Below are 24,359 nucleotides of genomic sequence, written 5' to 3'. Positions count from 1 at the left end.
GCTGCCCGTCGGGCGTCTCCCCCGGGATATTTCTGCCGCATACAAACCAGTGGCGGCGCGGGCCGGTGTCAGAGCGCCGGAATGGTGGGGTGACTCTCGGACCGTGTTTCAGCGTTCCTTGACATAAGGCTCGCCCCCGGCGCGCGGCGGGATCGCCTTGCCGACAAAGCCGGCCAGGATCACGACCGTCAGGATGTAGGGCAGGGCGTCCATCACCTGGACCGGGATGATCACACCACCGAGGTCGATGTTCTGATAACGCAGCGCGACCGCCTGCAGGAGGCCGAACAGCAGGCAGGCAGCGAGTGCGTACCAGGGGCGCCATTTGGCAAAGATCAGCGCGGCGAGGGCGATGTAGCCCCGCCCTGCGGTCATGTCCTTGACGAAACCGGCCTGCAGCCCGGTGGCAAGGTAGGCACCGGCCACACCGCACAGCAGGCCACAGATGGCCACTGCGGCATAGCGCAGCCCGATGACAGACACACCTGCGGTATCCACCGCCTCGGGCGCCTCGCCCACGGCGCGCAGGCGCAGGCCAAAGCGGGTGCGGAACAGGATCCACCAACTGAGCGGCACGCAGGCAAAGGCGACGTATACGAGTATTGAGTGGCCCGAGATCAGCTGCGCATAGACCGGGCCAAGGATCGGAACATCGGAGAGGGCATCCGCGAAAGGCAGGGTGATATCGTTGAAACGTCCGCCCCCCATGAGAGAGGGGGTGCGCCCACCCTGGGAAAACCAGTCCTGGGCGATCAGGACGGTCATACCTGCGGCAAGGAAGTTGATCGCCACACCGGAAATCAGCTGATTGCCCCGGAAGGTGATCGAGGCGAGGCCGTGTATGCCCGACAGCACCAGGGAACCGGTGATGCCGGCCAGCAGCCCGAGCCAGACTGACCCGGTCAGCGATGCGACCGCGGCCGAGAAAAACGCCGCCATCAGCATCTTGCCCTCAAGGCCGATGTCGAAGATTCCGGCGCGTTCGCTGAACAATCCTGCGAGGCAGGCCAGCAACAGCGGGGTGGCAAGGCGCACGGTGGAATCGAGCACCTGCAGAAGGGTCAGGAAATCCATCAGGTGCTGCCTTTCCGCATCGACAGGAACAGTTTCTCGAGCGGCATCCGCACCATGTTGTCCAGTGCGCCGGTGAACAGGATCACCAATGCCTGAATCACCACGATCAGTTCGCGCGGGATGCTGGTCCAGAGCGCCAGTTCGGCACCGCCCTGATAGAGAAAGCCGAAAAGGATGGCGGCCAGAAGCACGCCGAAGGGATGGTTCCGCCCCATCAGCGCCACCGCGATGCCGATGAACCCGGCGCCTTCGGTGGCGTTCATCACAAGGCGTTCGGATTCGCCCATGGTGGTATTGACCGCCATCATGCCGGACAGCCCGCCCGAGATCAGCATGGTGACGATGATGATGCGCACCGGCGAGATGCCGGCATAGCGCGCGGCGGATTCGGAATGGCCAAGGGCGCGGATCTCATAGCCCAGCCGCGTGCGCCAGATCAGCAGCCAGACCGCGACGCAGGCCAGCAGCGCGAGAAAGAACGAGATGTTGGCCGGCGCGCCCCGGAAAAGCGGCGCATCAGCGGAGGAAAACATCTGCTGGAACGTCGGCAGGTGGGTGGCCGAGGGGAACAGCGCACTGGCAGGATCCATGGCTCCGGCCGGTTTCAGCAGGTTCACAAGCACATAGTTGAGCAGCGCCGCGGCGATGAAATTGAACATGATTGTGGTGATCACGATGTGACTGCCGCGTTTCGCCTGCAAAAAGGCCGGGATCAGGGCCCAGAGAGCGCCGAAGGCCGCGGCCCCCAGCGAGGCGCCCACCAGCGCCAGCGACCAGTGCGGCCAGGGCAGGTAGAGCACGACCAGCGCGACGCCAAGCCCGCCCAGCGTGGCCTGGCCTTCGCCGCCGATATTGAACAACCGCGCGTGAAAGGCGACGGAAACGGCCAGACCGGTGAAGATGAAATTGGTTGCGTAGTACAGCGTGTAGCCCCAGCCGGCCGAGCGCATGAGCGCGCCCTCGACCATCAGCTTCAGCGCCGCAGCCGGGCTTTCCCCGATGGCAATGATCACCAACGCCGAGAGCAGCGCCGCGAGGATCAGGGAAATCAGGGGGACAAGGACCGCATCGGCCCAGGCGGGCATCTTATCCATGCGTGGGGGGCCTTTTTTTCTGGGACCTGCGGGTCTTGTTACCCATGGTGGGCCGCCTCGCGAGCGTTTTTGGCGGCAAGTTGCGCCTCGACCGCGGCGATGCTGTCATCCCCCGGATCCTCGGTGATGCCGGCCATCATCAGGCCGAGTTCGCGCTGGTCGGTGTCCGCGGCATTGCGCAGGCCCATGAGCTGACCGTCGAACATCACGGCGATGCGGTCCGAAAGCGAAAAGATCTCGTCCAGCTCGACCGAGACCAGAAGGATCGCCTTGCCTTCATCACGCAGGCGGATGATCTGCTGATGGATGAACTCGATGGCGCCGATATCCACGCCGCGGGTGGGCTGTCCGATCAGCAGGATGTCAGGGTTGCGCTCGATCTCGCGTGCGAGGACGATCTTCTGCTGGTTGCCGCCGGAAAAGTTGCGCGCGGCCAGGTTGGGATCAGGCGGGCGGACGTCGAAACGCGCCATCTTGCCTTTGGCATCCTCGCGGATCGCGGCGTTGTTCATCAGAGGGCCCGACTGGAAAGCGGGATCGCGATGGTAGCCGAAAACGGCGTTTTCCCAAGCGGTGTAGGGCAGGATCAGCCCTTCGTGGTGGCGGTCCTCGGGAACATGGCCGATGCCGTCGGCGCGACGGGACTGGCCGGTGCAGTCTTTGCCCGACAGCGCTATAGCCCTGCCGTTCACGCGTACGGTGCCGGTGGCATTGGCATAGCCGCCCAGAACTTCCAGCAGTTCGGACTGGCCGTTGCCCGCCACCCCGGCGATGCCGAGAACCTCACCCGCCCGCAGGTCCAGCGAGATGCCCTTGAGCCGTTCCACCCCGTTTTCGTCCACCAGCCGCAGATTTTCGACCTCGAGAACCTTGGCGCCGGGTCTTGCCGGCTTCTTGTCGACCCGCAGCAGGACCTTGCGGCCCACCATGAGTTCGGCCAGCTGTTCGGGCGAGGTTTCGGATGTCTTGACGGTGGCGGTCATTTCGCCCCGACGCATGACCGAGACCGTGTCGGTGATCTCCATTATCTCACGCAGCTTGTGGGTGATCAGGATGATTGTCTTGCCCTGCGCCCGCAGGCCCGAAAGGATGCGGAACAGATGGTCGGCCTCGGCCGGAGTCAGCACCCCGGTGGGTTCGTCCAGTATCAGGATGTCCGCGTGGCGGTAGAGCGCCTTGAGGATCTCGACCCGTTGCTGGTGGCCGACACTGAGGTCTTCGACCAGGGCGTCGGGATCGACCGAGAGTTCGTATTCCTCGGCCAGTTTCTTCAGGGCGCCGCGCGCCTTGGCCAGCGAGGGGCGCAGCAGGCCGCCGTCTTCTGCACCAAGGATGACGTTTTCAAGGACGGTAAAATTCTGGACCAGCTTGAAATGCTGAAAGACCATGCCGATGCCGGCACTGATCGCGGCCTGGCTGTCGGGGATCTCGGTCCTTTTGCCAGCGATGTACACCTCGCCCGCATCAGCCTTGTAAAATCCGTAGAGGATCGACATCAGCGTCGATTTTCCGGCCCCGTTTTCGCCGATGATGCCGTGGATCGTGCCGGGCATGACGCGGATCGAGATGTCCTTGTTGGCCTGCACCGGGCCGAAAGCCTTGGAGATGCCTTTAAGCTCGATCGCGGGGGCGGGGTCGGTCATGCGTCTGTCCGTTTGTGGCGGAAGGGGGCAGGACCGCGCGGCACTGGCGCGGCCCTGCTGTGTGCCGTTGGCCCGGCAGTGCTCAGAAGTTGATGGCCGGGCAGCTGTCGTCGGACGAATAGTCATGCACGTCGATCTCGCCGGCGATGATCTTGGCCTTGGCCTCTTCGACCGCGGCTTCCATCTCGGCGCTGATCAGGCTGGCGTTGTTGTCGTCCAGCGCGTAGCCGACGCCGTTGCCCTCAAGGGTCAGCGCCTTGACACCGGTTTCAAGGTCGGCACCGGCGGCCATGGATTCCGCGACCGCGACGTCCACACGCTTGAGCATCGAGGTCAGGACCTTGCCCGGGAACAGGTAGTTCTGGTTCGAATCGACGCCGATGGACAGGATGCCTTCGTCGGCGGCGGTCTGGAGCACGCCCAGACCGGTGCCGCCGGCCGCGGCAAAGACCACGTCCGAGCCCTGGCTGATCTGCGCCTTGGTCAGTTCCGAGCCCTTGACCGGGTCGTTCCAGGCGGCCGGCGTGGTGCCGGTCATGTTCGAGATGATGGTGGCATCGGGATTGACCGCCTTGACACCCTGCGCGTAGCCGCAGGCGAACTTGCGGATCAGCGGGATGTCCATGCCGCCGACAAAGCTGACGGTGCCCGATTTCGATGCCATCGCCGCGAGCATTCCGACAAGATAGCTGCCCTGATGTTCGGCAAACAGGATCGACAGCACGTTGGGATGTTCAGCCGGGTCGACATATCCGTCAATGGTCACGAATTTGGTGTCGGGGTAGTCGGCGGCCACGGCGGCGATCGGCGTCGACATCGAGAAGCCGGTGGTGACGACGGGGTTGAACCCTGCCTCTGCAAAGCGGCGCAACGCCTGTTCGCGCTGGGCTTCGGACTGCAGTTCGATGTCCTTGAAGGTGCCGCCGGACTCTTCGGCCCATTTGGTGGCGCCGTTGAACGCTGCTTCGTTGAAGGATTTGTCGAACTTGCCGCCAAGGTCATAGATCAGCGCGGGGTCGGCATGCGCAGCACCGGCGGTGAGGGCCAGGGTGGCGGCGGCGCCAAGGAATTTCTGCATGAGGGTCATAGGTCGCTCCCAGAATGTTGGTAACGCGGCGGGCGTGCCCGGTCCGCGTTTCGTGGATCAAAGCAGATCAGGTGCAATTAAGGACGTGTCGGCGTCGGAGGGTCAACAGCTTTTTGCCTTGTAGCCAAAGGCGATGTCACAACTCGGGGTGCTGACCTCGGGTCACTGGGCGGGCCATGAGCAGGGCATCGGTCCGCGTCCCGTCCGGCTGGCGGTAATAGCCCCGGCGCAGGCCGGTCTGTTCAAAGCCGTGGCGGCGGTAAAACGCCCGCGCCGGAGCGTTGGAAGCGGCGACCTCGAGAAAGACCGTCACCGCGCCGCGTTCGGCGGCGGATTGCAGAAAGCGTTCGAGGATACCTGTGGCGCAGCCCTGCCTCTGGTGGTCCGGGTCGGTGGCGAGGGCGAGGATTTCCGCCTCGTCCAGGACCACCCGGCCGAGACAGAAGCCATGGGGCTGCGTCGTCAGCAGGGTCGTGGGCTGACTGAGGATGTCCAGAAAATCCTGCACCGACCACGGCGACATGTCCAGGTAGGCGCGGGATTGCAGCGCCGACAGCTCTGCCGGAGTCATGTTGGCCGACAGGGAATCCGCGCCGCGGCGGCACGACGTCGCTGGCCGGGGCGCGGATATGCCGGGTCATCCGCAGTCATCGCAGCGCAGCCTCAGACGGCGACGGGGCGCACTTCGGTGACTTCGGGGATATAGTGGCGCAACAGGTTTTCGATCCCCATCTTCAGGGTCAGGGTCGACGACGGGCAACCGGCGCAGGCGCCCTGCATGTGCAGGTAGACCACGCCGCGATCAAAGCCATGAAACGTGATGTCGCCGCCGTCCTGGGCCACGGCGGGGCGCACGCGGCTGTCCAGCAATTCCTTGATCTGGCCGACGATTTCCGCGTCTTCGCCGTCATGGGCGGCGTGCCCGCTGCCCGCCTGCTGCGCGTCATCCGCCATGACCGGCTGGCCGGACTGGAAATGCTCCATGATGGCGCCAAGGATGGCAGGTTTCACGTGGTCCCAGTCGGTTTCCTCGGCCTTGGTCACGGTGACGAAATCATTGCCGAAGAAAACACCTTTGACGCCGGCCACGGCGAACAGCCGTGTCGCCAGCGGCGACGCCGCGGCGCCTTCGGCGCTGGGGAAATCGGCGGTGCCCATGTCAAGAACCGTCTGGCCGGGCAGAAACTTCAGAGTTGCCGGGTTCGGAGTGGATTCGGTCTGGATAAACATCTGAGCTGCACCTTTCTGGGTTCCCCCATATATGCGCCCCGGACCGTCAAGCGTCAAGGTTTGGAATGATTCTAAACAAAGGCTCGCGACGGGTTCGGCAGCAATTGCCAGCGCCGGTTTCACTTTGGGCGGGCCTCGAAACGAAGCACGGCCCCGTGCGTCTGTCAGCACACGGGGCCGTCTGGGCCGGACCTACAGTGATGCGGGTCCTGGCCGGGGGGATGCAGCGCCATCCGGTGGATGCAAGAAAGCGGCGCTATGCAAGATGGGGCTTGGGTTCGTTGAGGCCTCCTTTCAGGTCCGGCTGATGCAGAGAGCGCATCAGCGGGCGTTGTGGCAGCAAGTGCAGGGAGAATGTGCAAGAATTCCGATGCAGGTTCCGGTCACGGGAGCGCTGTGGCCGCAGGGCGTGAGGGCAGCGAAGGCGCGGGGTGTGAAGTTCGATGTGCATGGTGTCTACCCTTTCAGTCTGAGGCGGTGAGGGATGGGGTGGTGGGTTGTTGTGTTCCGATGGACTCACCCTGAGATTGAAACCGGGCGGAAAACAGACACAATTCTGGCGAAACTGCCGTATTCCTTAAGTTTCGGTGAATTGACCGAAACCTGCATTTTCATACAGGTTTTTGGGGCAATTTCGCGTCACCCTGACGCCAACTGGCGTCATGTGCCCGTATGCCGCCAAATATGCCCCGCCATCTGGCGTTCAGGCAACGCAGAGACCGGCATCCTCCCGCCCGCCCGACCTCACACACCGATCCAGACGGCGTGGTCGTGGCTGAGGCACAGGCGCGGCCCCGTTGCCGCAGCCAGGGCTGTTCAGGTTCAGGTGATGGCTTCGAGCCGTTCCTTGGACATGTCGCCGGGAACGATGGTGATCGGAATCGGTAGGCTGCCGGAGCTTCGGCTGAGCTGGGACACCAGCGGACCGGGCCCCGACTTGTCGCTGCCCGCTCCGAGAACCAGTACCCCGATCTCCGCATCGTCCTTCACCTGTTCGATGATCTCCTGCAACGGTTCACCTTCGCGGATCACCAGTTCGGGGTCGACGCCCTGCTTGTCGCGCATCCATTTCGCAAAAACCTCGAAGTGCGCCACGATACGTTCGCGGGCTTCTTCGCGCATGATGTCGCCCACCCCGATCCAGTGGTTGAACTCGTCCGGAGGGATCACCGACAGGATTGCGACCCCGCCGCCGGTCTTGGCGGCGCGCATGGCGGCGAACCGCATGGCGTTCAGGCATTCGCGGCTGTCATCCAGCACGACGAGGAACTTGCGCATTGCTCTGGATCCTTTTCACTGGCGCGGATCATGGGGCGCGTTGCCGAATTGTGCAACCTCGACCGTTACCGGGGGCGCAGCAGCTGTCTGACGCCGTGCAGAATCCTGTCGCCCGCAAAGTGCGCAATTCCGGTCAGAACATGTATCATGGCCGCATAGATCAGCGTCGCGCCGAACAGCGCCGTATCGCTGAGGCGCACCAGCGCGCGGAACACCCGGCTTTTCCCCAGCGCAGTAAAGAATTTGCGGGTGTCGGGTCCGGCGGCTTCGGCCACGCGAGCAAGTCTGGCGGCATCCTCGGCAGTATCGACGTGGCGCACAAGGATCAGCGCCTCGGCCGACGAGGTGCGCCGTGCCACCGCCGTCATCGACTCGCTGACCGTTTCCAGCCGCGCCAGCCGACCAACATCCAGTGCGTCTTCCAGCGGCCCGCTGCCACGCGCCCAGCGCAACAGACCGCCCGCCTTGATGTCGAGCCGTGCCATGTCGCTCAGCTCGCCGGCCATCCGCGTGGTGAGGCTGCCGATCTTGCGCGCGATGCGCAGCGTCGTGGCACCCACCTTGGCGGTGGCGGACACCGGTCCGCTGACCACGATCAATGTCGTCGCGCCAAGACCCAGAATTGCCAGCCCGGCGTTGAGCTCATCGATCTCCTGGCCCGACAGGGCGGCCCAGGCCTCGGCGCGCAGCGCATTGAGGTCGCCCAGCGGGGTAAGCTCGAACGGAATGAGGCAGGTGGCAAGATAGGTGACGCTTTTGCACGAGGTCGCATCCACGGCGCAGTGACTGCATGCGCCGGCGGCAGCCCAATAACTGCCCGCGACCCTTGCCTGGCGGTCATATTCGTCGCGCAGCTGTTGCGAGGGCAGCACCGCCGGTGTCCTGTCGGCACCGATCGCGATGAGCAGGGACGCGCGGTCGATGTCGGCTTCGGCCAGGGCCGCGGACAGCCGGTTGTCCAGCCAGTCCTGATCGACCCTGCGGGCCATGGCGCGGTCCAGCGCCTGACGCACTTCGGACTGGCTGCGCTCGATGATCGGGTCGGAAAACGGACTGGTGTGCCAGAACCACAGCAGGCCCAGCAGGAATACCAGGATCTGTGCGGCGATGAACAGGTGATACAGCCAGCGCCGCATCGCCCTAACTTTCAGAGCGTGCCCAGTCCCAGTACAGCTGTCGCGCCCTGCGGGTGACGGGGCCAATCTGGTACTGGGTGTCGTCAAAGGCGGTGACGGGGGTGACCTTGTTCATGTTGCCGGACAGAAAGATTTCGTCTGCGGCATGGAAATCGTCGAAGGTCAGGATCGTCTCGATCACCTCGGTGCCATCGGCACGCAGGTTTGTGATGTGCCGGGCGCGGGTGATGCCGGAGAGGAAAGTGCCGTTGGGGATCGGGGTCAGAACGGTTCCGTCCTTGACCATAAACACGTTCGCCGTGGCGGATTCGGCGACATTGCCCATGGCATCGGCGACCAGAGCGTTGCCAAACCCCTTGGCGCGGGCCTCGGCCAGCATCCGGGCGTTGTTGGGATACAGACAGGCGGCCTTGGCGTTGACCACCGCATCTTCCATCACAGGTCGGCGGAACCGGGTGCGGGTCAGCGTGGTCGAGGCACTCTCGGGCGCCATCGGAATGGCTTCGAGGCAGATGGCAAAGCCGGTGCCGCCACCGGGTTTCGGCACGATGGCCGTCGCATCGCCGTCCAGCGCCCAGTACATCGGCCGGATATAGACGGCGGTCTCTTTCGCAAAGACGGCAAGTCCGTCCCACACGATCGCGACCATCTCTTCCGGGGTGACGGTCGGGGTCACCATCAGCGCCTCGGCAGAACGGTTGACCCGGGCGCAATGTGCCAGCAGGTCCGGCGCCAGCCCGTTTACATACCGCGCGCCGTCAAAGACGTTGGAGCCCAGCCATGCACCGTGATCGGCACCCCGGATGACCGGGATGTCGCCATCGTGCCACTGGCCGTTGAAATACGTACGGATCTGGGTGCCTGTCGCCATGCTGCCTCTCCTGGGTCTGTTGGCATGCAAACTAAGCCCGGCAGAGAGCGAGGTCCAGAGGCTCAGGGCGCCTCGGTCAGAAGGGCATCAAGGTCCAGGCGGCTGTTCGACATCCGGATCTCGCCCGAGGGTTCGCGCGGCCATTCGTGCTGCGGGCGGTCGCGGTAGATTTCGATGCCGTTGCCGTCGGGGTCATTGAAATAGATGGCTTCGGAAACACCGTGATCGGCGGCCCCCGAGATTTCGACCCCGGCGTCCAGCACGCTCCTGAAGGTGGCGGCCAGCGCGGCCCGGTCCGGGTAGAGGAACGCAACATGATACAGACCGGTCGTGCCCGGCGCCGGTGGGGTGCCGCCGCGGCTTTCCCAGGTGTTCAGGCCGATATGGTGGTGATAACCGCCTGCCGACAGGAATGCCGCCTGCGCGCCGTATCTGACCTGGAGCTCAAAGCCCATCACGTCGCGGTAAAAGGCGATGGCGCGTTCCAGATCCGAAACCTTGAGGTGGACGTGACCGATGCTGGTCTGAGGGTGGGTGGTGTGTGGCATGATGTGTCCTTTCGCTGCAGGAAACATAGGGGTGCCGGCCCGCTCTGTATATTTGCGGTTTTCGGACCCTTGGGGTGCGCTGGCGCACAGGTTGTCGCGGGCAAACGGCGCGGGGTTTGACACAGGTCAAGGAAGCATGACCGGCGTTTGCCTAACGTCCGACCAGTGCAACAGGAGAATCGCTATGTACAGATTTGTCGGGATGATCGGCGCAGGTGTCCTGCTGGGGACAGCCGCAGCTGCGCAGGGTTTCGAGAGCGGGGGCTACCACCCGCACATGTTCGACGGAGGATTTGGCATGGGCTACGGCCTGATCGGTGGCGGCATGATGCTGGTGATCGCAATCGGCGTCGTTCTGGGAACAGTCGCCTTGCTGCGCTGGCTCGGCCCGACGGGTGCTGCGGACAGCAACGGCGGCGCCGCGCTGGGCATCCTCCGCGAGCGGCTGGCGCGGGGCGAGATAGATGCCGAGGAATTCACGCAGCGCAAGAAGGCGTTGCAAATGTGAGCGGCTGCGGGCGGGTGAAAACCCGCCCGATGGACTCAGCGCACCATGCCGACGATGTCATAGGTCTTTTGCAGGATCGGTGCCGCGATTTCACGCGCCTGGGCGGCGCCATGGCGCAGGATGGCGTCGATTTCGTCCGGCTGCGTCATCAGCCGTGCCATCTCGGTCGAGATCGGTGCCAGTTTGGTCACCGCGAGCTCCGACAGCCTTGGCTTGAATGCCGAGAACTGCTGGCCACCGTTTTCAGCCAGCACCTCGGACACCGACATGTCCGACAGCGCAGCGTAGATGTTCACCAGGTTGCGCGCCTCAGGCCGGTCCTTGAGCCCCTCTGCCTCGGATGGCAGCGCGTCCGGATCTGTCTTGGCCTTGCGGATCTTGCTGGCGATCGTATCGGCGTCGTCGGTCATGTTGATGCGGCTGGCGTCCGAAGGATCGGATTTCGACATCTTCTTGGACCCGTCCCGCAACGACATCACCCGGGTGGCCGCGCCTTCGATCACCGGCTCGGTCATCGGAAAGAATTCGATCCCGTAGTCGTGATTGAACTTTGCCGCGATGTCGCGGGTCAGTTCGATGTGCTGTTTCTGATCTTCGCCCACCGGCACATGGGTGGCGTGATAGATCAGGATGTCCGCCGCCATCAGCGCCGGATATCCGAACAACCCGAGCGATGCGTTCTCGGCATTCTTTCCGGCCTTGTCCTTGAATTGGGTCATGCGCTTCATCCAGCCCATGCGCGCCACACAGTTGAAGATCCACGCGAGCTGGGCATGTTCCGCGACCTGGCTCTGGTTGAACAGGATCGACTTGTTCGGGTCTATGCCCGAGGCGATGAACCCGGCGGCCAGTTCGCGGGTAGCGCGGGCCAGTTTGACCGGGTCCTGCCAGACGGTGATCGCGTGCTGGTCAACCATGCAGTAGATTGACTGGATGCCCTGGTTCTGGGCGTCGGCAAAGCGTTTGAGGGCGCCAAGATAGTTGCCAAGATGCAGATCGCCCGAAGGCTGGATCCCCGAAAAAACCCGGGGCGTGAAGGCGGGAGAGGTTTGGACCCCCTCGGACATGGCAATTCTCCGTCTGGAATTATGACTGCCGCTGGCTTACCCATGCGCTTGAGCGCCGTCAACATGCCCCCCGGGCAGGCGCACCATGCATGAGGTCCCCAGGATGAAAAGCCCGCACAACGAAAGCCCGGTCAATCCGCTGCCCCCGGTGGTGGTGGCGCTGTTTCTGTTGATGGTCGGCGTCGAGGTGACATTTTCCCTCGGGGCACGTGGCATCATCGGCGGTCCGGGCGCGGTGGGCTGGCGGCTCGAGGCGATCGAAAGGTATGCGTTTTCCGGGCAGATCCTGAACTGGATGCTGGCCACCGGGCAGTACCCGGTTGAACACCTGATGCGTCTGGTCACCTATCCGTTCATCCATGGCAGCTTTACCCATGCGCTGGTCGGTGCGGTGATGCTGCTGGCATTGGGCAAGATGGTGGGCGAAGTGTTCGGCGCGCTGGCCACGCTCGCCATCTTTGTCCTGTCCTCGGTCGGGGGGGCGCTGGCCTATGGGCTGATCGTTGAGACGCCGGTGCCGTTGATCGGGGCGTTTCCGGCGGTCTACGGGCTGATCGGCGCCTTCACCTATCTGCTCTGGGTGCGACTGGGCGAAATGGGCGCACAGCAACTGCGGGCGTTTTCGCTGATCGGGATGCTGCTGGGGCTGCAGTTGCTGTTCGGGCTGCTGTTTGGCAGCAGCAACGACTGGGTGGCGGATCTGGGCGGCTTCTGCGTCGGGCTGGGGCTGTCGTTGTTTCTGGTGCCAGGCGGCTGGCGCAAGATCCTGTCGCTGGTGCGGCGCGACTGAGCGCTCAGAAAATATTCGACGGCAGGATCGGCAGGGCGCGGGAAAACCGGCGCAGCCGTTCATAGGGAAAGGGCAGGGCAAAGCTGCGGCGCTGCTCGGGGTCGCGGGCGGCGTTTGCTTCGGCTTCGGCGGTCCAGAGGGCGGCCCGGGCAATGTCGCCGGACCCGGCCGCTTCTGATAACCACTTGTCTGCCAGTCGCGCGCGCAGTGCCTGGATGGTGGCGGCATCGCGGAACAGGACCGAGGCTTCGGTATCGGCGCGCATCGACCGGCCGTTGAGGTTGGCGGATCCGACCAGGCCGAAATCGTCGTCGATCAGCGTGACCTTGGCGTGTACGTAGATCGGGCTGGCGTCGCAGATTGCAGCCTTGCCCACCGGGGCGGTGGTCGGTTTGCCCGGCGCGATCAGCGCGAGGCGGTCACCAAAGCCCTCGCGCACGGTTTTCAGAGCCCGCAATTGCAGCGACTGGGCGTGGCGCGCATCCCAGCCGGTATCGCCGTCGAACATCACCCGGTCCGGTTCTGCCGGCAGCAGGATGATACATTGCAGATCCGAAACCCGGCTGGCGGCCTCGGCCAGAGCCCTGGCGATCGGAAGGTGGCGCAGGAACTGTGTCTCGATATAGATGCTGCGCCGTGCCGCGCCGATGGCCTTGATCAGAACCTCTTCGTGCTCAGTGATATAGGGCTGCGGCTCAAGAACCCGAAAGCCGGTGCAGGGCGTGGAAGACGTCCGCACCAGCCGCAGCTGGGTGGTGCCCTGGGGATGCACCGCTGCGTCGATCGGCAGGGCGCGCTGTGCCAGCGAGGCCGCACCGCACTTGAGCGCCGCGTTCCAGGTGTCTGCCAGATGCGCCCGCAGCGTGGCCGCGAAGTCGCCGGTCACCGCCATGCTGACATCGTGCCAGGTGTCCTCCGCCGGGCGGTCGTGATCCGGGGTGTCGAAGCGGCGTTCGTCCACATCCAGCCCGCCGATGATGCAGGCCCTGCCATCTGCAACGGCGCACTTCTGGTGCAGCGTGACCGGCCGCAGGATCGGTTTCGAGGCCAGCAGTTTGCGCTGAACCGGTGTGAGTTTCAGCGGATCGTCCGCTTGCAGGGCGCGCACCCTGGCGCGGATCTTGAACCAGAGCAATGTCCGCCACAGCCAGCCCGCGTCCTGCCCGTGCGGTGCGACCAGCACCTGAACATCTCCCTCGGCCCGGACGGCAAAGGCGCTGGCAGAGGCCCAGGCGCGCCGGTGCAGGTCCGACGTGAACAGCGGGTCGAAATCCGACAGGATCATGCGGATGCGCACGCCGCGCCGGGCGATCAGCGCCAGCAGATCGCCCCAGGTGTCGAGCCCTTGTTCACGCAGTTCCGCGGTGCGCAGGCGGGTGCGGGGATCAAAGATGCGGAACGACAGGAACAATTCTTCCTGCGCGTCGTATGCCAGACGCTCCAGAGCGGGAAATCCTTCGGCGGCGGTGATCAGCGGTGTCAGGGTCATGGGGTCAGCGGGGCTTTCTGCGCAGGGCATTGCGGAATTCCGAGAGCCGGAATGCGCCCGTCGCCTGACCGGCCAGGGCATAGGACAGGGCGCCCACGGCCAGCAGCACAAGCAGGGCGAGATAGCGCCATCCCGGTTGCCCGAACAACGGTCCGAGCAGGATCAAGGTTCCCCACATCGCAGCACCCATCAGGGCCGACGCGAGACAAATTCTCCAGAGCCTGCGGCGAAACCGGGCATCAAATCGCGCGACTTCACCCAGTCGGCGCCCGCCCAGCAGCAGCAGGACAACCATCAGCCAGCCCGCGGTCGTGGTGGCGATGGCCGGCGCGATCCAGCCTATGCTGGGCGCAAGGCCGATGGCGATCACCGCGTTGGCAATCATCGACCAGACGGCATACCGGAACGGCGTCCGGGTGTCTTCGCGGGCAAAGAACAGCGGTTGCAGCACCTTTTGCAGCACAAAGGCGGGCAGGCCCAGCCCGTACAGTGCCACGGCCAGGGCGATGGCAGCGCTGTCGTCCGGCCCGGTGGCGCCGCGTTCGAACAGCACCGACACCATCGGCAGAGGCACGACCACCAGCGCGACCGCGCAGGGGATGGTCAGCGCGAGTGAAATTTCGCCGGCGCGGGAAAATGCCGCGCGTCCGCCGGTGTCGTCGCGCGCCTTGAGCCGCCGCGACAGATCGGGCAGCAGCACGATCCCGACCGCGATGCCGACCACGCCGAGCGGCAGCTGATACAGGCGGTCGGCTGCATAGAGCCAGCCGACGGCCTTGTCGAAGTTCGAGGCGACCTGCTGGCCGACCAGCAGGTTGACCTGCATGACGCCGCCGGCAAGGGCTGCAGGCAGGGCGATGCGCATCAGGCGCCGCATGTCCGGGGTCAGGCGTGGACGCCCCGGGCGCACCCTGACCCCCGATTGTTCCGCTGCGTACCACGTCAGCGCCAGTTGCGCGACGCCGGCGACCGGGACGGTCCAGATCAGGGCGCTGATGACGCTGCCGCCGACAAAATGCGCGCCCAGCATCGCGACGATGACAAAGATGTTCAGCAGCACCGGCGCCGCCGCGGCAACCGCGAAACGCCCGGTGGCGTTCAGGACGCCGGAAAACAGCGCCGCCAGCGAGATGAAGAAGATATAGGGGAAGACCACGCGCCCGTAGCCGACCGTGAGGTCAAAGCGGTCCGAACCGGCGAATCCCGAGGCTGTGGCATAGACCAGCGCCGGCATGAAGATCAGCGCCACGGCACTGACCGCCAGCAGCACCAGGCCCAGGCCGTTCATCGCGTCGCGGGCAAACCCCAGCGGATCCTCACCGGCTTCGTACTTCTTGGAAAACATCGGCACAAAGGCGGCATTGAAGGCGCCCTCGGCAAAGAACCGGCGAAACATGTTGGGCAGTCGAAAGGCCGCGACAAAGGCATCCAGCAGCGGGCCGGGGCCGATGAGGGCCAGAATGATGATTTCGCGCGCGACGCCCAGCACCCGGCTGGCAAGGGTCCAGAATCCGACCGTGAGAATGCCCGACATCAGGCGGATGGGTTTCATGAGCGCTCCGGTCCGGGCAGGATATGCGCGCAAGGAGTAGAGCATCGTGCGGGCAGAGGAAAGTGGGGCGGCCGTGCGATTTTCCGCGCCGTGTCCCGGGAGCCGGACCGGCGCGCGCACGGCAGCGCGGTCTTTACAACGGACAACGGGCGACGCCGCTTTCTAGGCGGCGGATGCCCCGCGCGGGGGCGCGGGCGGTTGCCCGCCCCGTCAGGACGTGGCGCGCACCACACCGGCCTCGATGGCATCGCGCAGCTTTTTCTCCAGCGATTTCTGTTTTGCCCCCGAGTAGAATTTCAGCCCGAACATGTCCTTGACATAGAAGGTGTCCACAACCTGTTCGCCATAAGTCGCGATCACCGCGCTGGCGATGTAGACGTTGTGCGCCGCCAGCGTGCGGGTCAGGTCATACAGCAGGCCCGGGCGGTCGCGGGTGTCGACTTCGATCAGGGTGTAGATTTCCGAGCCTTCGTTGTCGAACGTGATCGACGTGGGCACCTTGAAGGCGCGCTCGCGTTTCTTGATCTTGTCTTTGTCCTTGATCGCCTCGCGGGCGACGATTTCCCCGCGCAGCGTCTTGGAAATCATCTGCCGCAGGCGGGGGATCCGCGTGGATTCATAGGGGCTGCCATCGGCGTCCTGGATCCAGAAGGCCGCTGTGGCAAAGCCGTCCTTCGAGGTATAGGTGCGGGCATCGACGACATTGGCGCCGACCAGCGCCAGCGCCCCGGCCAGACGCGAAAAGATGCCGGGGTGGTCGACCAGAGCAAAACACACTCGGGTGGCATCGCGGTCATCGTCCGGGTGAATGTCGATCCGGATTTCGTCGGTGCCAAGGTCGCGCAGCAGGTTGGCAAAGACCACATGCGCGGTGACATGCAGACCCTGCCAGTAGGTCGGATAGTGACGCGCCTTTTCCGTGCGGAGATCCTTGGCGTCCCAATCCGACAGGGCGTCGGTCAGCAGGCGTTTTGCCTCGGTGCCCCGGCGCTCGCGGTTGAGCGCCTCCATGCCGTTCTCCAGCCCGTTGCGGGTCTGGCGGTACAGAGCGCGCAGCAGTGCGGCCTTCCAGTTGTTCCATGTGTTGGGGCCGACCCCCCGGATGTCGCAGACCGTGAGCACCAGCAACAGGTCAAGCCGTTCCCGGGTCTGCACCGCCTTGGCAAAGTCGCGCACGGTGCGCGGGTCGGCGATGTCGCGTTTCTGCGCCATGTCCGACATCAGCAGGTGATGGCGCACCAGCCATTCGACCGTGGCGGAATCCTTTGGCCCGAGACCCAGGCGCGGCGCGACCTTGCGGGCGATCTGGGCACCGACAATGGAATGGTCCTCGTCCCGCCCCTTGCCGATGTCGTGCAGCAGCAGTGCCGTGTACAGCACCTTGCGGTTGATGCCGTCGCGCAGGATCTGCGTCGCCACAGGCAGTTCTTCGACCCGGGCGCCATTCTCGAGTTCGGACAGGTGCCAGATGCACTGGATGATATGTTCGTCCACCGTGTAATGGTGGTACATGTTGAACTGCATCATCGCGACGATCGGCTCGAACTCGGGGATAAAGGCCGAAAGAACCCCCAGTTCGTTCATCCGGCGCAGGGCGCGGTCAGGGTTGCCGTGTTTCAGCATCAGGTCCAGAAAGATGCGCTGCGCTTCCTTGTTGTTGCGCATGTCGTCGTCGATCAGGTGCAGGTTGGCCGCCACCAGCCGCATGGCGTTGGGGTGGATCAGCAGGCCGGTGCGCAGGGCTTCTTCGTACAGCCGCAGAATGTTCATCTTGGCGGCGAGGAATGCCTTGTCGTCCGAGATGGCAATGCGGTTGTTGATTACCTCGTAACCTTCGCGCACCCGGGGCGGGCGCTTGAACATCCGCATCAGCAGCGGCGCGTCCTTGGTATGGTCCGCCTCCAGCGAGGTGAGCAGGATGCGGGTGACATCACCGACCGAGGTGGCGTGGCGAAAGTAGTGCTGCATGAAGATCTCGACCGCGCGGCGGCCGCCGCGGTCGGTATATCCCATCGCCTCGGCGACCGAGACCTGCATGTCAAAGGTCAGCTGTTCCAGCGGCCGCCCGGCCAGCAGGTGCAGATGGCAGCGCACCGCCCAGAGGAAAGTCTCGGCCTTGACGAAAGTGGCGTATTCTTCGGGCCGGAAGACCCCGCGCGACACCAGCTTGCCGGTATCGCCGGTGTGATAGACGTATTTCGCGATCCAGTAGAGGGATTGCAGGTCGCGCAGACCGCCTTTTCCCTCTTTCACGTTCGGTTCGACCACATACCGCTGACCGCCCTGCTTTTCATGCCGCGCATCACGTTCGGCCAGCTTGGCGGCAACGAATTCACGGGCAGTGCCGTTGAACAGTTCTTTCCAAAGCCGCGTGTCCAGATCCTTGGCCAGCGACGCATTGCCGGTCAGGAACCGGTGCTCGAGCATGGCGGTGCGGATGGTGTAATCTTCGGCACCGAGGCGCAGGCAGTCTTTGACCGTGCGCGACGAATGCCCGACCTTCAGCTTGAGATCCCAGAAGACGTAGAGCATCGATTCGATGACGCTCTCGGCCCAGGCGGTGATCTTGTAAGGTGTCAGGAACAACAGGTCGACGTCGGAGAACGGCGCCATTTCGCCCCGGCCATAACCGCCGACCGCGATGACCGCGATCTGTTCGCCCTTGGTGGGGTTGGCGTTGCGGTGCAGGCGCTCGGTGGCCACTTCCCAGGTCAGCGTGACAAGACAGTCGGTGATCCAGGTATAGGCGCGGGTTGTTCCGGCGGCTTCGAACGGACGCAGCGCCAGCGCGGCGGCGATGGCCGCCCGGCCCTCGTCCCGGGCGCGGCCCAAAAGCTGGACCGTCGCGGCACGCACCGCGCGTTCGTCGGCGGCCTCTGCGACGGCGGCCCACAATGCTTCGCGCACTGCGGGCCGGTCAAAGATCTGGGCCGCCGGAAGGATCAGGTCATCCGGCAGCGCGGGGGTGTTGGCGGGGTTAGAAACCGGCGCCGCCGAAGCTTCTTGGGGCAGGGTCAAGGATCACCACCTGGCTGTTGCGTACTGTCGCGACAGCCAGGCCACGCTGGTTGGTGCCGTCCGACAGCAGCCGGAATACACCGCCTGTGCCCTGGAAGCCAGACGCTTGCGTCAGGGCGCGACCCGTCAGCGCATCGCGGCGACCCTGACTTACCAGGGCACCGATGGCAGCGATGCCGTCATAGCCCAGCCCGGCCAGCGCATGCGGCGCGCTGCCGTAGGCATTGGCATAGCGCGCCTCGAAGTTGTTGTTCATCGCGACGTCGGGCAGCGCAAAGTAACTGCCTTCGATCCCGGGCAGGCGGAAGGCGTCCGGACGCACGTCCCACCGGGTCAGGCCGATGTACTGGGTCGAGGCCGGGTTGATGCCGCGTTCCGGCCCCAGTTGCAGCACGACCGACAGGCCGCCGTCGTAGTTGTCGGTGATGAACATCGACTTGGCGGCACCGCTGTCGACCATGCCCTTGACCTGATTGAGCGCCGAATTCAGGCTGTCGGTGTTCAGCTTGTAGGGCACGGACCCGACCACGGACCCGCCGTTGCGCGCCGCGGCGGCGGTGATGGCGTTGCGGCCCAACTGGCCGGCGACGCTGTCGGTGTGAAGTACGACCACGTCCCCCTTGCCCTGGCGGGTGGCATAGCTCATCAGCCGGTCAGCGGTATTGTCAAAGGTCGCACCCAGCACAAACAGATTGCCGCCGGCGATCGAGGTGTTGTTGGAAAAACTCAGAACGTTGACGCCTTCGTCGGCGACGGCGACCGCGGCGGCATTGGCCGATTCGCCGAACAGCGGGCCAAGGATGATCTTGGCACCTTCGTCCACCGCCTGCTGCGCCTTGGAGGCCGCAACGCTGGCAGATCCGGCGGTGTCATAGACCCGGAGATCAATGCGGACGCCCTGCAGGTCGGCCATGGCCAGCCGCACGGCGTTTTCCAGTCCGCGCGCCACCGGGGCGGCGCCGGGGTCGGATTTCGGCACCAGCAACGCCACCTGAACCGGCGCATTGGTGTCGATCTGCGGCCCGCCCGCACCACTGGATCCGCCCAGTGGCCCCATCATTGACGGATCACAGGCAGCAAGCCACAGACAGGAGGCGAGCACGGCTCCGCGGCGGATCGCCTTGCGGGCGGTGGACAAAACGGCAATCATGGTGGACGAACTCCCTCGGGTTTTGGGCGCGGGTTTGGACCCGCGTATATTGCCGGGAAGCATAAACGAGGCGGGGGATTGGTCCAATGAAGATTCCGGGAGCGAGCAAGTTGACGCCGGGTCTGTACCTGGTGGCGGTGCCGATCGGCAATGCACGCGACATCACTCTGCGGGCGCTGGACATTCTTGCGACCGCGGATGTGCTGGCCGCCGAAGACACCCGCAGCCTGCGCAGGCTGATGGAAATCCACGGGGTTTCGCTGGGGGACCGTCCGCTGGTGCCCTATCACGACCACAACGGCGACCGTGCACGGCCACGGCTGATGGCCGACATGGCCGCGGGGAAATCAGTCGCTTATGCCTCCGAGGCAGGAACGCCGATGATATCGGACCCGGGGTTCGATCTGATGCGCGCCTGCGTCGAAGAAGGGATGTCGGCGACCGCCGCGCCCGGAGCTTCGGCAGTGGTAACGGCGCTGACCCTGGCCGGGTTGCCGACCGACCGGTTTCTGTTCGCGGGGTTCCTGCCGAACGCCAGCGGCCAGCGCAAGACACAGCTCAGGTCCCTTGCCGAGGTTCCTGCAACGCTGGTGTTCTACGAATCACCCAAGCGGGTCGCCGCGATGTTGCGTGACGCGGCCGAGGTGCTGGGCGACCGCAAGGCGGTGGTGTGCCGGGAACTGACGAAGAAATTCGAGGAATGTCTTCGCGGCACCCTGACATCCCTGTCCGAATCCCTGACAGGCAGCACGGTCAAGGGCGAGATCGTTGTGCTGGTGGCGCGTGGCGATTCACCGAATATTAGCGAACAGGATGTTACCACCGCACTGGAGACGGCACTGAAGACGATGTCGGTGCGGGATGCGTCGGACTTTGTTTCGCAGATGTACAGCCTGCCCCGTCGTCCGGTGTATCAGCAGGCGATGCGGCTGGGGCGGCAGGATTGACCGGCAGGCCAGTGCGAGCAACAAGAAGGGAACCGTAAGGATGACGGCAGGGCAGGCGTGCAGCAGCCAGATCAGTGACCGTGGCGCCGTCAACCATCACTCCGGGATGTCGGCGGAAATACGGATTGCGCAGGACTACGAACGCCGGGGCTTTCCGACGGACCGGCAACGTTGGCGTGGCAAGAGTGGTGAAATCGACCTGATCGCCCGCGACGGGGACGGTCTGATCTTTGTTGAAGTCAAGAAGAGCCGCACCTTTTCACGTGCGGCAGAGCGCATTTCAAGGGCGCAGATGCGGCGGATCTATGCCTCCGCAGAAGAATATCTGGGCACACAGCCGCGCGGGCAACTGACCGATGTGCGCTTTGACGTGGCCCTCGTCGACGGTCAGGGTGCCATCCAGGTGATTGAAAACGCCTTCGGTCAATTTTAGCGGGCCATTGCACCGCCCTGCAGGTTGCGCCATGTAAAGGGGCCAAAATGCAAGGGATGCGGCATGAAAATCGCCTTTCAGATGGACCCGATCGGTCCGGTCAATATCAATGCAGACAGCACGTTCCGGCTGGCCGAAGAGGCGCAGGCCCGCGGCCACGAACTGTTTTATTACACGCCCGACCACCTCGCTTATGAGGAAGGACGTATAACAGCGCGGGGGCACGCCCTGACCGTGCAGCGGGTCCAGGGCAATCACGCCCTTTTGGGTGACATGGAAACGGTCGATCTGTCAGGCTTTGATGTAGTCTGGCTGCGGCAGGATCCGCCGTTTGACATGCATTACATCACCACGACCCATCTGCTGGATCGGCTGGCACCCGGCACCTTGGTGGTCAACGATCCGTTCTGGGTCCGCAATTACCCTGAAAAACTGATGGTACTGGACTTTCCGCAGCTCACCCCGCCGACGACCATTGCGCGTGACCTTCAGACAATCCGCGATTTCAAGGCGCGGCATGGCGATGTCATTCTGAAGCCGCTGTATGGCAATGGCGGTGCCGGCGTGTTCCGTCTGGATGCCAATGACCGCAATCTTTCATCGCTGCACGAGCTGTTTTCCGGATTCAGCCGCGAACCGCTGATCGTCCAGAAATACCTTCCCGCCGTGTCCAAGGGCGACAAGCGGGTCATTCTCGTGGATGGCGAGGCAGTGGGCGCGATCAACCGGGTGCCGGCGGCGGGGGAGGTGCGGTCAAACATGCATGTGGGGGGACGTCCCGAAAAGGTTGCCCTGACCGAGCGTGACCGCGAGATCTGCGCGACGATCGGGCCGCTGCTGAAGGAAAAGGGCCAGATCTTTGTCGGCATCGACGTGATCGGAGATTACCTGACCGAGATCAACGTGACCTCGCCAACCGGCATCCAGGAGCTTGAGCGTTTCGACGGGGTGAACATCGCCGAAAAGATCTGGATCGCGATCGAAGCTCGGCGCGCATGAGCTGGCAGCTGCGTCTGCTGAACTGGCAGATGCGGCTGGTCGCCAAACCCAGGTTGCGCCGCACCCGGGGCCCGGATCATGCGGACCGCGACTTTGCCCGCACCGCGCGCTGGCTGTTTCGGGCGCCGCCCTATCTGCGGCACCTCGAGCGACCTGGCGGGCTGCACTGGATTTCGGCCGGGGCCTGCCAGCCCGGCCGGGTGATCCTGTACCTGCATGGCGGCGCCTATATCTCCGGACATCCGCGCACCCATTGCGGGCTCATCGGGCGGTTGTCGCGGATGACCGGCATCGAAGTTTGCGCCCCGCGTTACCGGCTGGCGCCACTGGCCCGGTTTCCGGCGGCCTTCGACGATGCTGTGGCGGCCTTTCAGCGGCTGGAGGCCCTGGGATACCGGCCGCAGGACATTGTGCTGGGCGGCGATTCCGCAGGAGGCGGGCTGATGTTCGCACTGCTCGCCTGGGCCTGTGCCCAGGGCAGGGCGCCGCGTGCGGCCTTTGCGTTTTCGCCCTGGGTGGACCTGGCCGGAACCGGCGGCAGCCTGACCGCCAACCGGCAGCGCGATCCGTTGCTGCCGGTCGAGCGGCTGGAAGAGCTTGTGGGCATCTACATGCAAGAGGCGGACCGGCGCGATCCGCGTGCGTCGCCGCTTTATGCAGATTTTCCCGGCGCTCCGCCGGTGCTGATCCAGCTGAGCGAGACCGAAGTGCTGCGCGATGACGGTCTCAGGATGGCCGCGAGACTGCGCGAATTCGGCGCAACCGTCGCGGTCGACATCGAACCCGACTGTCCACATGTGTGGCAGATCTTTGATGGCTGGCTGCCCGAAGCCCGCGCCAGTCTGCGCCGCGTGGCGGGGTTTGTTCAGGCGTCGTTTGCCGAAAACAGCCGGTAGCTGAGGGCCTCGGCCATGTGCGGGCGGCGGATGATCTCGGCGCTGTCGAGATCGGCGATGGTGCGCGCTACCCGCAGCACCCGGTGATAGCCGCGGGCCGACAGGCCGAACCGCTCGGCGGCGCGCAGCATCAAGCTGCGGCTTTCGCTGTCATGAGTGCAGATTTCTTCCAGCACCCGGCCCTGGGCATCGGCATTGGTCCGCAGGCCGGTCTGACCGCCGAACCGGCGGCTTTGCAGGTCGCGGGCGGTGGCGACGCGCCGCGCTACGGTGGCCGAACTTTCGCCCGAGGCCGGCAGGCCGAGGTCGGTGAAGGCAACGGGCGGCACCTCGACACGCATGTCGAACCGGTCCATCAGCGGCCCCGAGATGCGGCCAAGGTAGTCTTCGCCACAGACCGGAGCCCGCGAGCATGCCCGGGAGGCATCGGAAAGATAGCCGCATTTGCAGGGATTGGCGGCGGCCACCAGCATGAAGCGACAGGGATAGGTGACATGCGCATTGGCGCGGGCGATCATGATCTCGCCGGTTTCGATGGGCTGGCGCAGCGTTTCCAGAACGGTGCGGGAAAATTCCGGGAATTCGTCCATGAACAGCACGCCGTTGTGCGCGAGGCTGATTTCGCCCGGTTGCGCCCGGCGTCCGCCGCCGACGATCGCCGCCATGGAGGCGGTATGATGAGGATCGCGGAACGGGCGGCTGCGCGAGATGCCGCCTTCGTCCAGCAGCCCGGCAAGCGAGTGGATCATCGAGGTTTCCAGCGCCTCGACCGCGTTGAGCGGCGGCAGCAGGTCGGGCAGGCGGGCTGCAAGCATGGATTTTCCCGAACCGGGTGTGCCGATGAGCATCAGGTGGTGGCGGCCGGCCGCGGCGATTTCCAGCGCGCGCTTGGCCCTTTCCTGGCCTTTGACGTCAGACAGGTCACGTGTCACGGGCGCGGTCTGCACTTCGCCCGCGGTGCTGGGCGACAGGATGGTGCGCCCGGTGAAATGATGGACTAGCTGCAGCAGATTGCCCGGCGCAAGCACGGTGCAGGCCTCGACCCAGGCGGCCTCGGCCCCGGAGGCGCTGGGGCAGATGAGGGTGCGGCTTTCTTCGGCGGCGGTCATTGCGGCGGGCAGGGCCCCCTGCACCGGGACCAGCGAACCGTCCAGCGAGAGTTCGCCCAGCGACATCAGCTGCGCCACCTCGTCCTGCGGGATGATGTCAAGCGCGGCAAGCAGCGCCAGCGCGATGGGCAGGTCAAAATGCGACCCTTCCTTGGGCATGTCCGCGGGCGACAGGTTGATCGTGATGCGCTTGGACGGCAAGGCGATGGCCATCGACGTGAGCGCGGTGCGGACCCGGTCACGCGCTTCGGACACCGCCTTGTCCGGCAGGCCGACGATGGAAAAGGACGGCAGCCCCGGGGTCACGGCGCATTGCACCTCGACCGGGCGGGCCTCGACCCCTTCGAACGCGACGGTGTAGGAAGTTGCGACCATACCGCCCCTTGTTCGTTGCCACGGCAAGGGTGGCGCGAGCAGGGTTATCGAATGGTTAACAAAGG

Annotated in this window: 22 protein-coding genes; 6 read left to right on the top strand and 16 right to left on the bottom strand. The window is 64.7% G+C overall.

Annotation, left to right across the window (positions count from 1 at the left end; all coding sequences use genetic code 11):
• Nucleotides 1–108 precede the first annotated feature (108 nt).
• The 10 genes from FOY53_RS05175 to FOY53_RS05130 all read right to left on the bottom strand — a co-directional run bounded on the left by FOY53_RS05175 (nucleotide 109) and on the right by FOY53_RS05130 (nucleotide 9,961).
• Nucleotides 109–1,074: an ABC transporter permease gene (locus tag FOY53_RS05175; RefSeq protein WP_146586421.1), complete on the bottom strand. Its 966-nt coding sequence runs from the start codon at nucleotides 1,072–1,074 to the stop codon at nucleotides 109–111.
• Nucleotides 1,074–2,168: an ABC transporter permease gene (locus tag FOY53_RS05170; protein ID WP_146586419.1), complete on the bottom strand. Its 1,095-nt coding sequence runs from the start codon at nucleotides 2,166–2,168 to the stop codon at nucleotides 1,074–1,076. Before FOY53_RS05170 ends, FOY53_RS05175 begins: the two co-directional genes overlap by 1 nt.
• Nucleotides 2,169–2,206: 38 nt before the next feature.
• A complete protein-coding gene (locus FOY53_RS05165) occupies nucleotides 2,207–3,811 on the bottom strand; it encodes an ABC transporter ATP-binding protein (RefSeq protein WP_146586417.1) in 1,605 nt (534 codons plus the stop codon).
• An 82-nt stretch (nucleotides 3,812–3,893) separates the two neighbouring features.
• The gene (locus FOY53_RS05160) at nucleotides 3,894–4,898 is read right to left on the bottom strand and encodes a BMP family lipoprotein (RefSeq protein ID WP_146586415.1); all 1,005 of its coding nucleotides are present in this window, start codon (nucleotides 4,896–4,898) and stop codon (nucleotides 3,894–3,896) included.
• Between the two features lie 136 nt (nucleotides 4,899–5,034).
• Nucleotides 5,035–5,469, bottom strand: coding sequence for a ribosomal protein S18-alanine N-acetyltransferase (gene rimI, locus FOY53_RS05155; protein WP_146586413.1), 435 nt, complete (start codon nucleotides 5,467–5,469; stop codon nucleotides 5,035–5,037).
• 92 nt (nucleotides 5,470–5,561) lie between these two features.
• The gene (locus FOY53_RS05150) at nucleotides 5,562–6,128 is read right to left on the bottom strand and encodes a NifU family protein (RefSeq protein ID WP_146586411.1); all 567 of its coding nucleotides are present in this window, start codon (nucleotides 6,126–6,128) and stop codon (nucleotides 5,562–5,564) included.
• An 822-nt stretch (nucleotides 6,129–6,950) separates the two neighbouring features.
• Complete coding sequence (locus FOY53_RS05145; RefSeq protein WP_146586409.1) at nucleotides 6,951–7,406, bottom strand: universal stress protein; 456 nt, start codon at nucleotides 7,404–7,406, stop codon at nucleotides 6,951–6,953.
• A gap of 65 nt (nucleotides 7,407–7,471) precedes the next feature.
• Nucleotides 7,472–8,542 carry a hypothetical protein gene (locus FOY53_RS05140; RefSeq protein ID WP_146586407.1) on the bottom strand — a complete coding sequence of 357 codons (1,071 nt, stop codon included), beginning with the start codon at nucleotides 8,540–8,542 and terminating at the stop codon, nucleotides 7,472–7,474.
• A gap of 4 nt (nucleotides 8,543–8,546) precedes the next feature.
• On the bottom strand, nucleotides 8,547–9,413 hold the full coding sequence (locus FOY53_RS05135; protein WP_146586405.1) for a branched-chain amino acid aminotransferase: 867 nt from the start codon (nucleotides 9,411–9,413) through the stop codon (nucleotides 8,547–8,549).
• 62 nt (nucleotides 9,414–9,475) lie between these two features.
• Nucleotides 9,476–9,961: a VOC family protein gene (locus FOY53_RS05130; RefSeq protein WP_146586403.1), complete on the bottom strand. Its 486-nt coding sequence runs from the start codon at nucleotides 9,959–9,961 to the stop codon at nucleotides 9,476–9,478.
• Nucleotides 9,962–10,145: 184 nt separating this feature from the next.
• On the opposite strand from FOY53_RS05130, the gene FOY53_RS05125 reads away from it, so the two are divergent.
• The gene (locus FOY53_RS05125) at nucleotides 10,146–10,469 is read left to right on the top strand and encodes an SHOCT domain-containing protein (protein WP_222435222.1); all 324 of its coding nucleotides are present in this window, start codon (nucleotides 10,146–10,148) and stop codon (nucleotides 10,467–10,469) included.
• Nucleotides 10,470–10,504: 35 nt separating this feature from the next.
• On the opposite strand, the gene trpS is transcribed toward FOY53_RS05125, so the two are convergent.
• Nucleotides 10,505–11,536: a tryptophan--tRNA ligase gene (gene trpS / locus FOY53_RS05120; RefSeq protein ID WP_146586401.1), complete on the bottom strand. Its 1,032-nt coding sequence runs from the start codon at nucleotides 11,534–11,536 to the stop codon at nucleotides 10,505–10,507.
• A 103-nt stretch (nucleotides 11,537–11,639) separates the two neighbouring features.
• Between trpS and FOY53_RS05115 the strand changes: the two genes are divergently transcribed.
• Nucleotides 11,640–12,326 (top strand): rhomboid family intramembrane serine protease, encoded by a 687-nt coding sequence (locus FOY53_RS05115; RefSeq protein ID WP_146586399.1) that lies wholly within the window; start codon nucleotides 11,640–11,642, stop codon nucleotides 12,324–12,326.
• A gap of 4 nt (nucleotides 12,327–12,330) precedes the next feature.
• Here FOY53_RS05115 and FOY53_RS05110 read toward each other — a convergent pair whose 3' ends face one another.
• The 4 genes from FOY53_RS05110 to FOY53_RS05095 all read right to left on the bottom strand — a co-directional run bounded on the left by FOY53_RS05110 (nucleotide 12,331) and on the right by FOY53_RS05095 (nucleotide 19,535).
• A complete protein-coding gene (locus FOY53_RS05110; protein WP_146586397.1) occupies nucleotides 12,331–13,815 on the bottom strand; it encodes a phospholipase D family protein in 1,485 nt (494 codons plus the stop codon).
• 4 nt (nucleotides 13,816–13,819) lie between these two features.
• Nucleotides 13,820–15,367, bottom strand: coding sequence for a murein biosynthesis integral membrane protein MurJ (gene murJ / locus FOY53_RS05105; protein WP_146586395.1), 1,548 nt, complete (start codon nucleotides 15,365–15,367; stop codon nucleotides 13,820–13,822).
• Between the two features lie 210 nt (nucleotides 15,368–15,577).
• Entirely contained in the window at nucleotides 15,578–18,385 is a 2,808-nt protein-coding gene (locus FOY53_RS05100; RefSeq protein ID WP_146586393.1) for a [protein-PII] uridylyltransferase, read from the bottom strand.
• Complete coding sequence (locus tag FOY53_RS05095) at nucleotides 18,345–19,535, bottom strand: penicillin-binding protein activator (protein ID WP_146586391.1); 1,191 nt, start codon at nucleotides 19,533–19,535, stop codon at nucleotides 18,345–18,347. The genes FOY53_RS05100 and FOY53_RS05095 overlap by 41 nt, the downstream gene beginning before the upstream one ends.
• A gap of 86 nt (nucleotides 19,536–19,621) precedes the next feature.
• Here FOY53_RS05095 and rsmI point away from each other — a divergent pair, with 86 nt between their 5' ends.
• From rsmI to FOY53_RS05075, 4 genes are all read left to right on the top strand, one after another.
• On the top strand, nucleotides 19,622–20,482 hold the full coding sequence (gene rsmI, locus FOY53_RS05090; protein ID WP_146586389.1) for a 16S rRNA (cytidine(1402)-2'-O)-methyltransferase: 861 nt from the start codon (nucleotides 19,622–19,624) through the stop codon (nucleotides 20,480–20,482).
• A gap of 40 nt (nucleotides 20,483–20,522) precedes the next feature.
• Nucleotides 20,523–20,915, top strand: a complete 393-nt coding sequence (locus FOY53_RS05085; protein ID WP_146586387.1) for a YraN family protein — start codon at nucleotides 20,523–20,525, stop codon at nucleotides 20,913–20,915.
• Nucleotides 20,916–20,978: 63 nt separating this feature from the next.
• On the top strand, nucleotides 20,979–21,914 hold the full coding sequence (gene gshB / locus FOY53_RS05080) for a glutathione synthase (protein ID WP_146586385.1): 936 nt from the start codon (nucleotides 20,979–20,981) through the stop codon (nucleotides 21,912–21,914).
• Nucleotides 21,911–22,810: an alpha/beta hydrolase gene (locus FOY53_RS05075; protein ID WP_146586383.1), complete on the top strand. Its 900-nt coding sequence runs from the start codon at nucleotides 21,911–21,913 to the stop codon at nucleotides 22,808–22,810. The genes gshB and FOY53_RS05075 overlap by 4 nt, the downstream gene beginning before the upstream one ends.
• Here FOY53_RS05075 and FOY53_RS05070 read toward each other — a convergent pair.
• On the bottom strand, nucleotides 22,780–24,294 hold the full coding sequence (locus FOY53_RS05070; protein WP_146586381.1) for a YifB family Mg chelatase-like AAA ATPase: 1,515 nt from the start codon (nucleotides 24,292–24,294) through the stop codon (nucleotides 22,780–22,782). The genes FOY53_RS05075 and FOY53_RS05070 overlap by 31 nt on opposite strands.
• Between the last annotated feature and the right edge of the window lie 65 nt (nucleotides 24,295–24,359).

This window comes from Puniceibacterium confluentis (assembly GCF_007923445.1).
Taxonomy (GTDB): Bacteria; Pseudomonadota; Alphaproteobacteria; order Rhodobacterales; family Rhodobacteraceae; genus Puniceibacterium; species Puniceibacterium confluentis.
Note: the sequence above shows the minus strand (reverse complement) of the source record. Positions and strands in the feature narration are given on the sequence as shown.

Excerpts from the sequence above, each read along its gene's own strand:
- FOY53_RS05175 (WP_146586421.1), bottom strand. The coding sequence starts at position 1,074 with ATGGATTTCCTGACCCTTCTGCAGGTGCTCGATTCCACCGTGCGCCTT.
- FOY53_RS05170 (WP_146586419.1), bottom strand. The coding sequence starts at position 2,168 with ATGGATAAGATGCCCGCCTGGGCCGATGCGGTCCTTGTCCCCCTGATT.
- FOY53_RS05165 (WP_146586417.1), bottom strand. The coding sequence starts at position 3,811 with ATGACCGACCCCGCCCCCGCGATCGAGCTTAAAGGCATCTCCAAGGCT.
- FOY53_RS05160 (WP_146586415.1), bottom strand. The coding sequence starts at position 4,898 with ATGACCCTCATGCAGAAATTCCTTGGCGCCGCCGCCACCCTGGCCCTC.
- rimI (WP_146586413.1), bottom strand. The coding sequence starts at position 5,469 with ATGACTCCGGCAGAGCTGTCGGCGCTGCAATCCCGCGCCTACCTGGAC.
- FOY53_RS05150 (WP_146586411.1), bottom strand. The coding sequence starts at position 6,128 with ATGTTTATCCAGACCGAATCCACTCCGAACCCGGCAACTCTGAAGTTT.
- FOY53_RS05145 (WP_146586409.1), bottom strand. The coding sequence starts at position 7,406 with ATGCGCAAGTTCCTCGTCGTGCTGGATGACAGCCGCGAATGCCTGAAC.
- FOY53_RS05140 (WP_146586407.1), bottom strand. The coding sequence starts at position 8,542 with ATGCGGCGCTGGCTGTATCACCTGTTCATCGCCGCACAGATCCTGGTA.
- FOY53_RS05135 (WP_146586405.1), bottom strand. The coding sequence starts at position 9,413 with ATGGCGACAGGCACCCAGATCCGTACGTATTTCAACGGCCAGTGGCAC.
- FOY53_RS05130 (WP_146586403.1), bottom strand. The coding sequence starts at position 9,961 with ATGCCACACACCACCCACCCTCAGACCAGCATCGGTCACGTCCACCTC.
- FOY53_RS05125 (WP_222435222.1), top strand. The coding sequence starts at position 10,146 with ATGTACAGATTTGTCGGGATGATCGGCGCAGGTGTCCTGCTGGGGACA.
- trpS (WP_146586401.1), bottom strand. The coding sequence starts at position 11,536 with ATGTCCGAGGGGGTCCAAACCTCTCCCGCCTTCACGCCCCGGGTTTTT.
- FOY53_RS05115 (WP_146586399.1), top strand. The coding sequence starts at position 11,640 with ATGAAAAGCCCGCACAACGAAAGCCCGGTCAATCCGCTGCCCCCGGTG.
- FOY53_RS05110 (WP_146586397.1), bottom strand. The coding sequence starts at position 13,815 with ATGACCCTGACACCGCTGATCACCGCCGCCGAAGGATTTCCCGCTCTG.
- murJ (WP_146586395.1), bottom strand. The coding sequence starts at position 15,367 with ATGAAACCCATCCGCCTGATGTCGGGCATTCTCACGGTCGGATTCTGG.
- FOY53_RS05095 (WP_146586391.1), bottom strand. The coding sequence starts at position 19,535 with ATGATTGCCGTTTTGTCCACCGCCCGCAAGGCGATCCGCCGCGGAGCC.
- rsmI (WP_146586389.1), top strand. The coding sequence starts at position 19,622 with ATGAAGATTCCGGGAGCGAGCAAGTTGACGCCGGGTCTGTACCTGGTG.
- FOY53_RS05085 (WP_146586387.1), top strand. The coding sequence starts at position 20,523 with ATGACGGCAGGGCAGGCGTGCAGCAGCCAGATCAGTGACCGTGGCGCC.
- gshB (WP_146586385.1), top strand. The coding sequence starts at position 20,979 with ATGAAAATCGCCTTTCAGATGGACCCGATCGGTCCGGTCAATATCAAT.
- FOY53_RS05075 (WP_146586383.1), top strand. The coding sequence starts at position 21,911 with ATGAGCTGGCAGCTGCGTCTGCTGAACTGGCAGATGCGGCTGGTCGCC.
- FOY53_RS05070 (WP_146586381.1), bottom strand. The coding sequence starts at position 24,294 with ATGGTCGCAACTTCCTACACCGTCGCGTTCGAAGGGGTCGAGGCCCGC.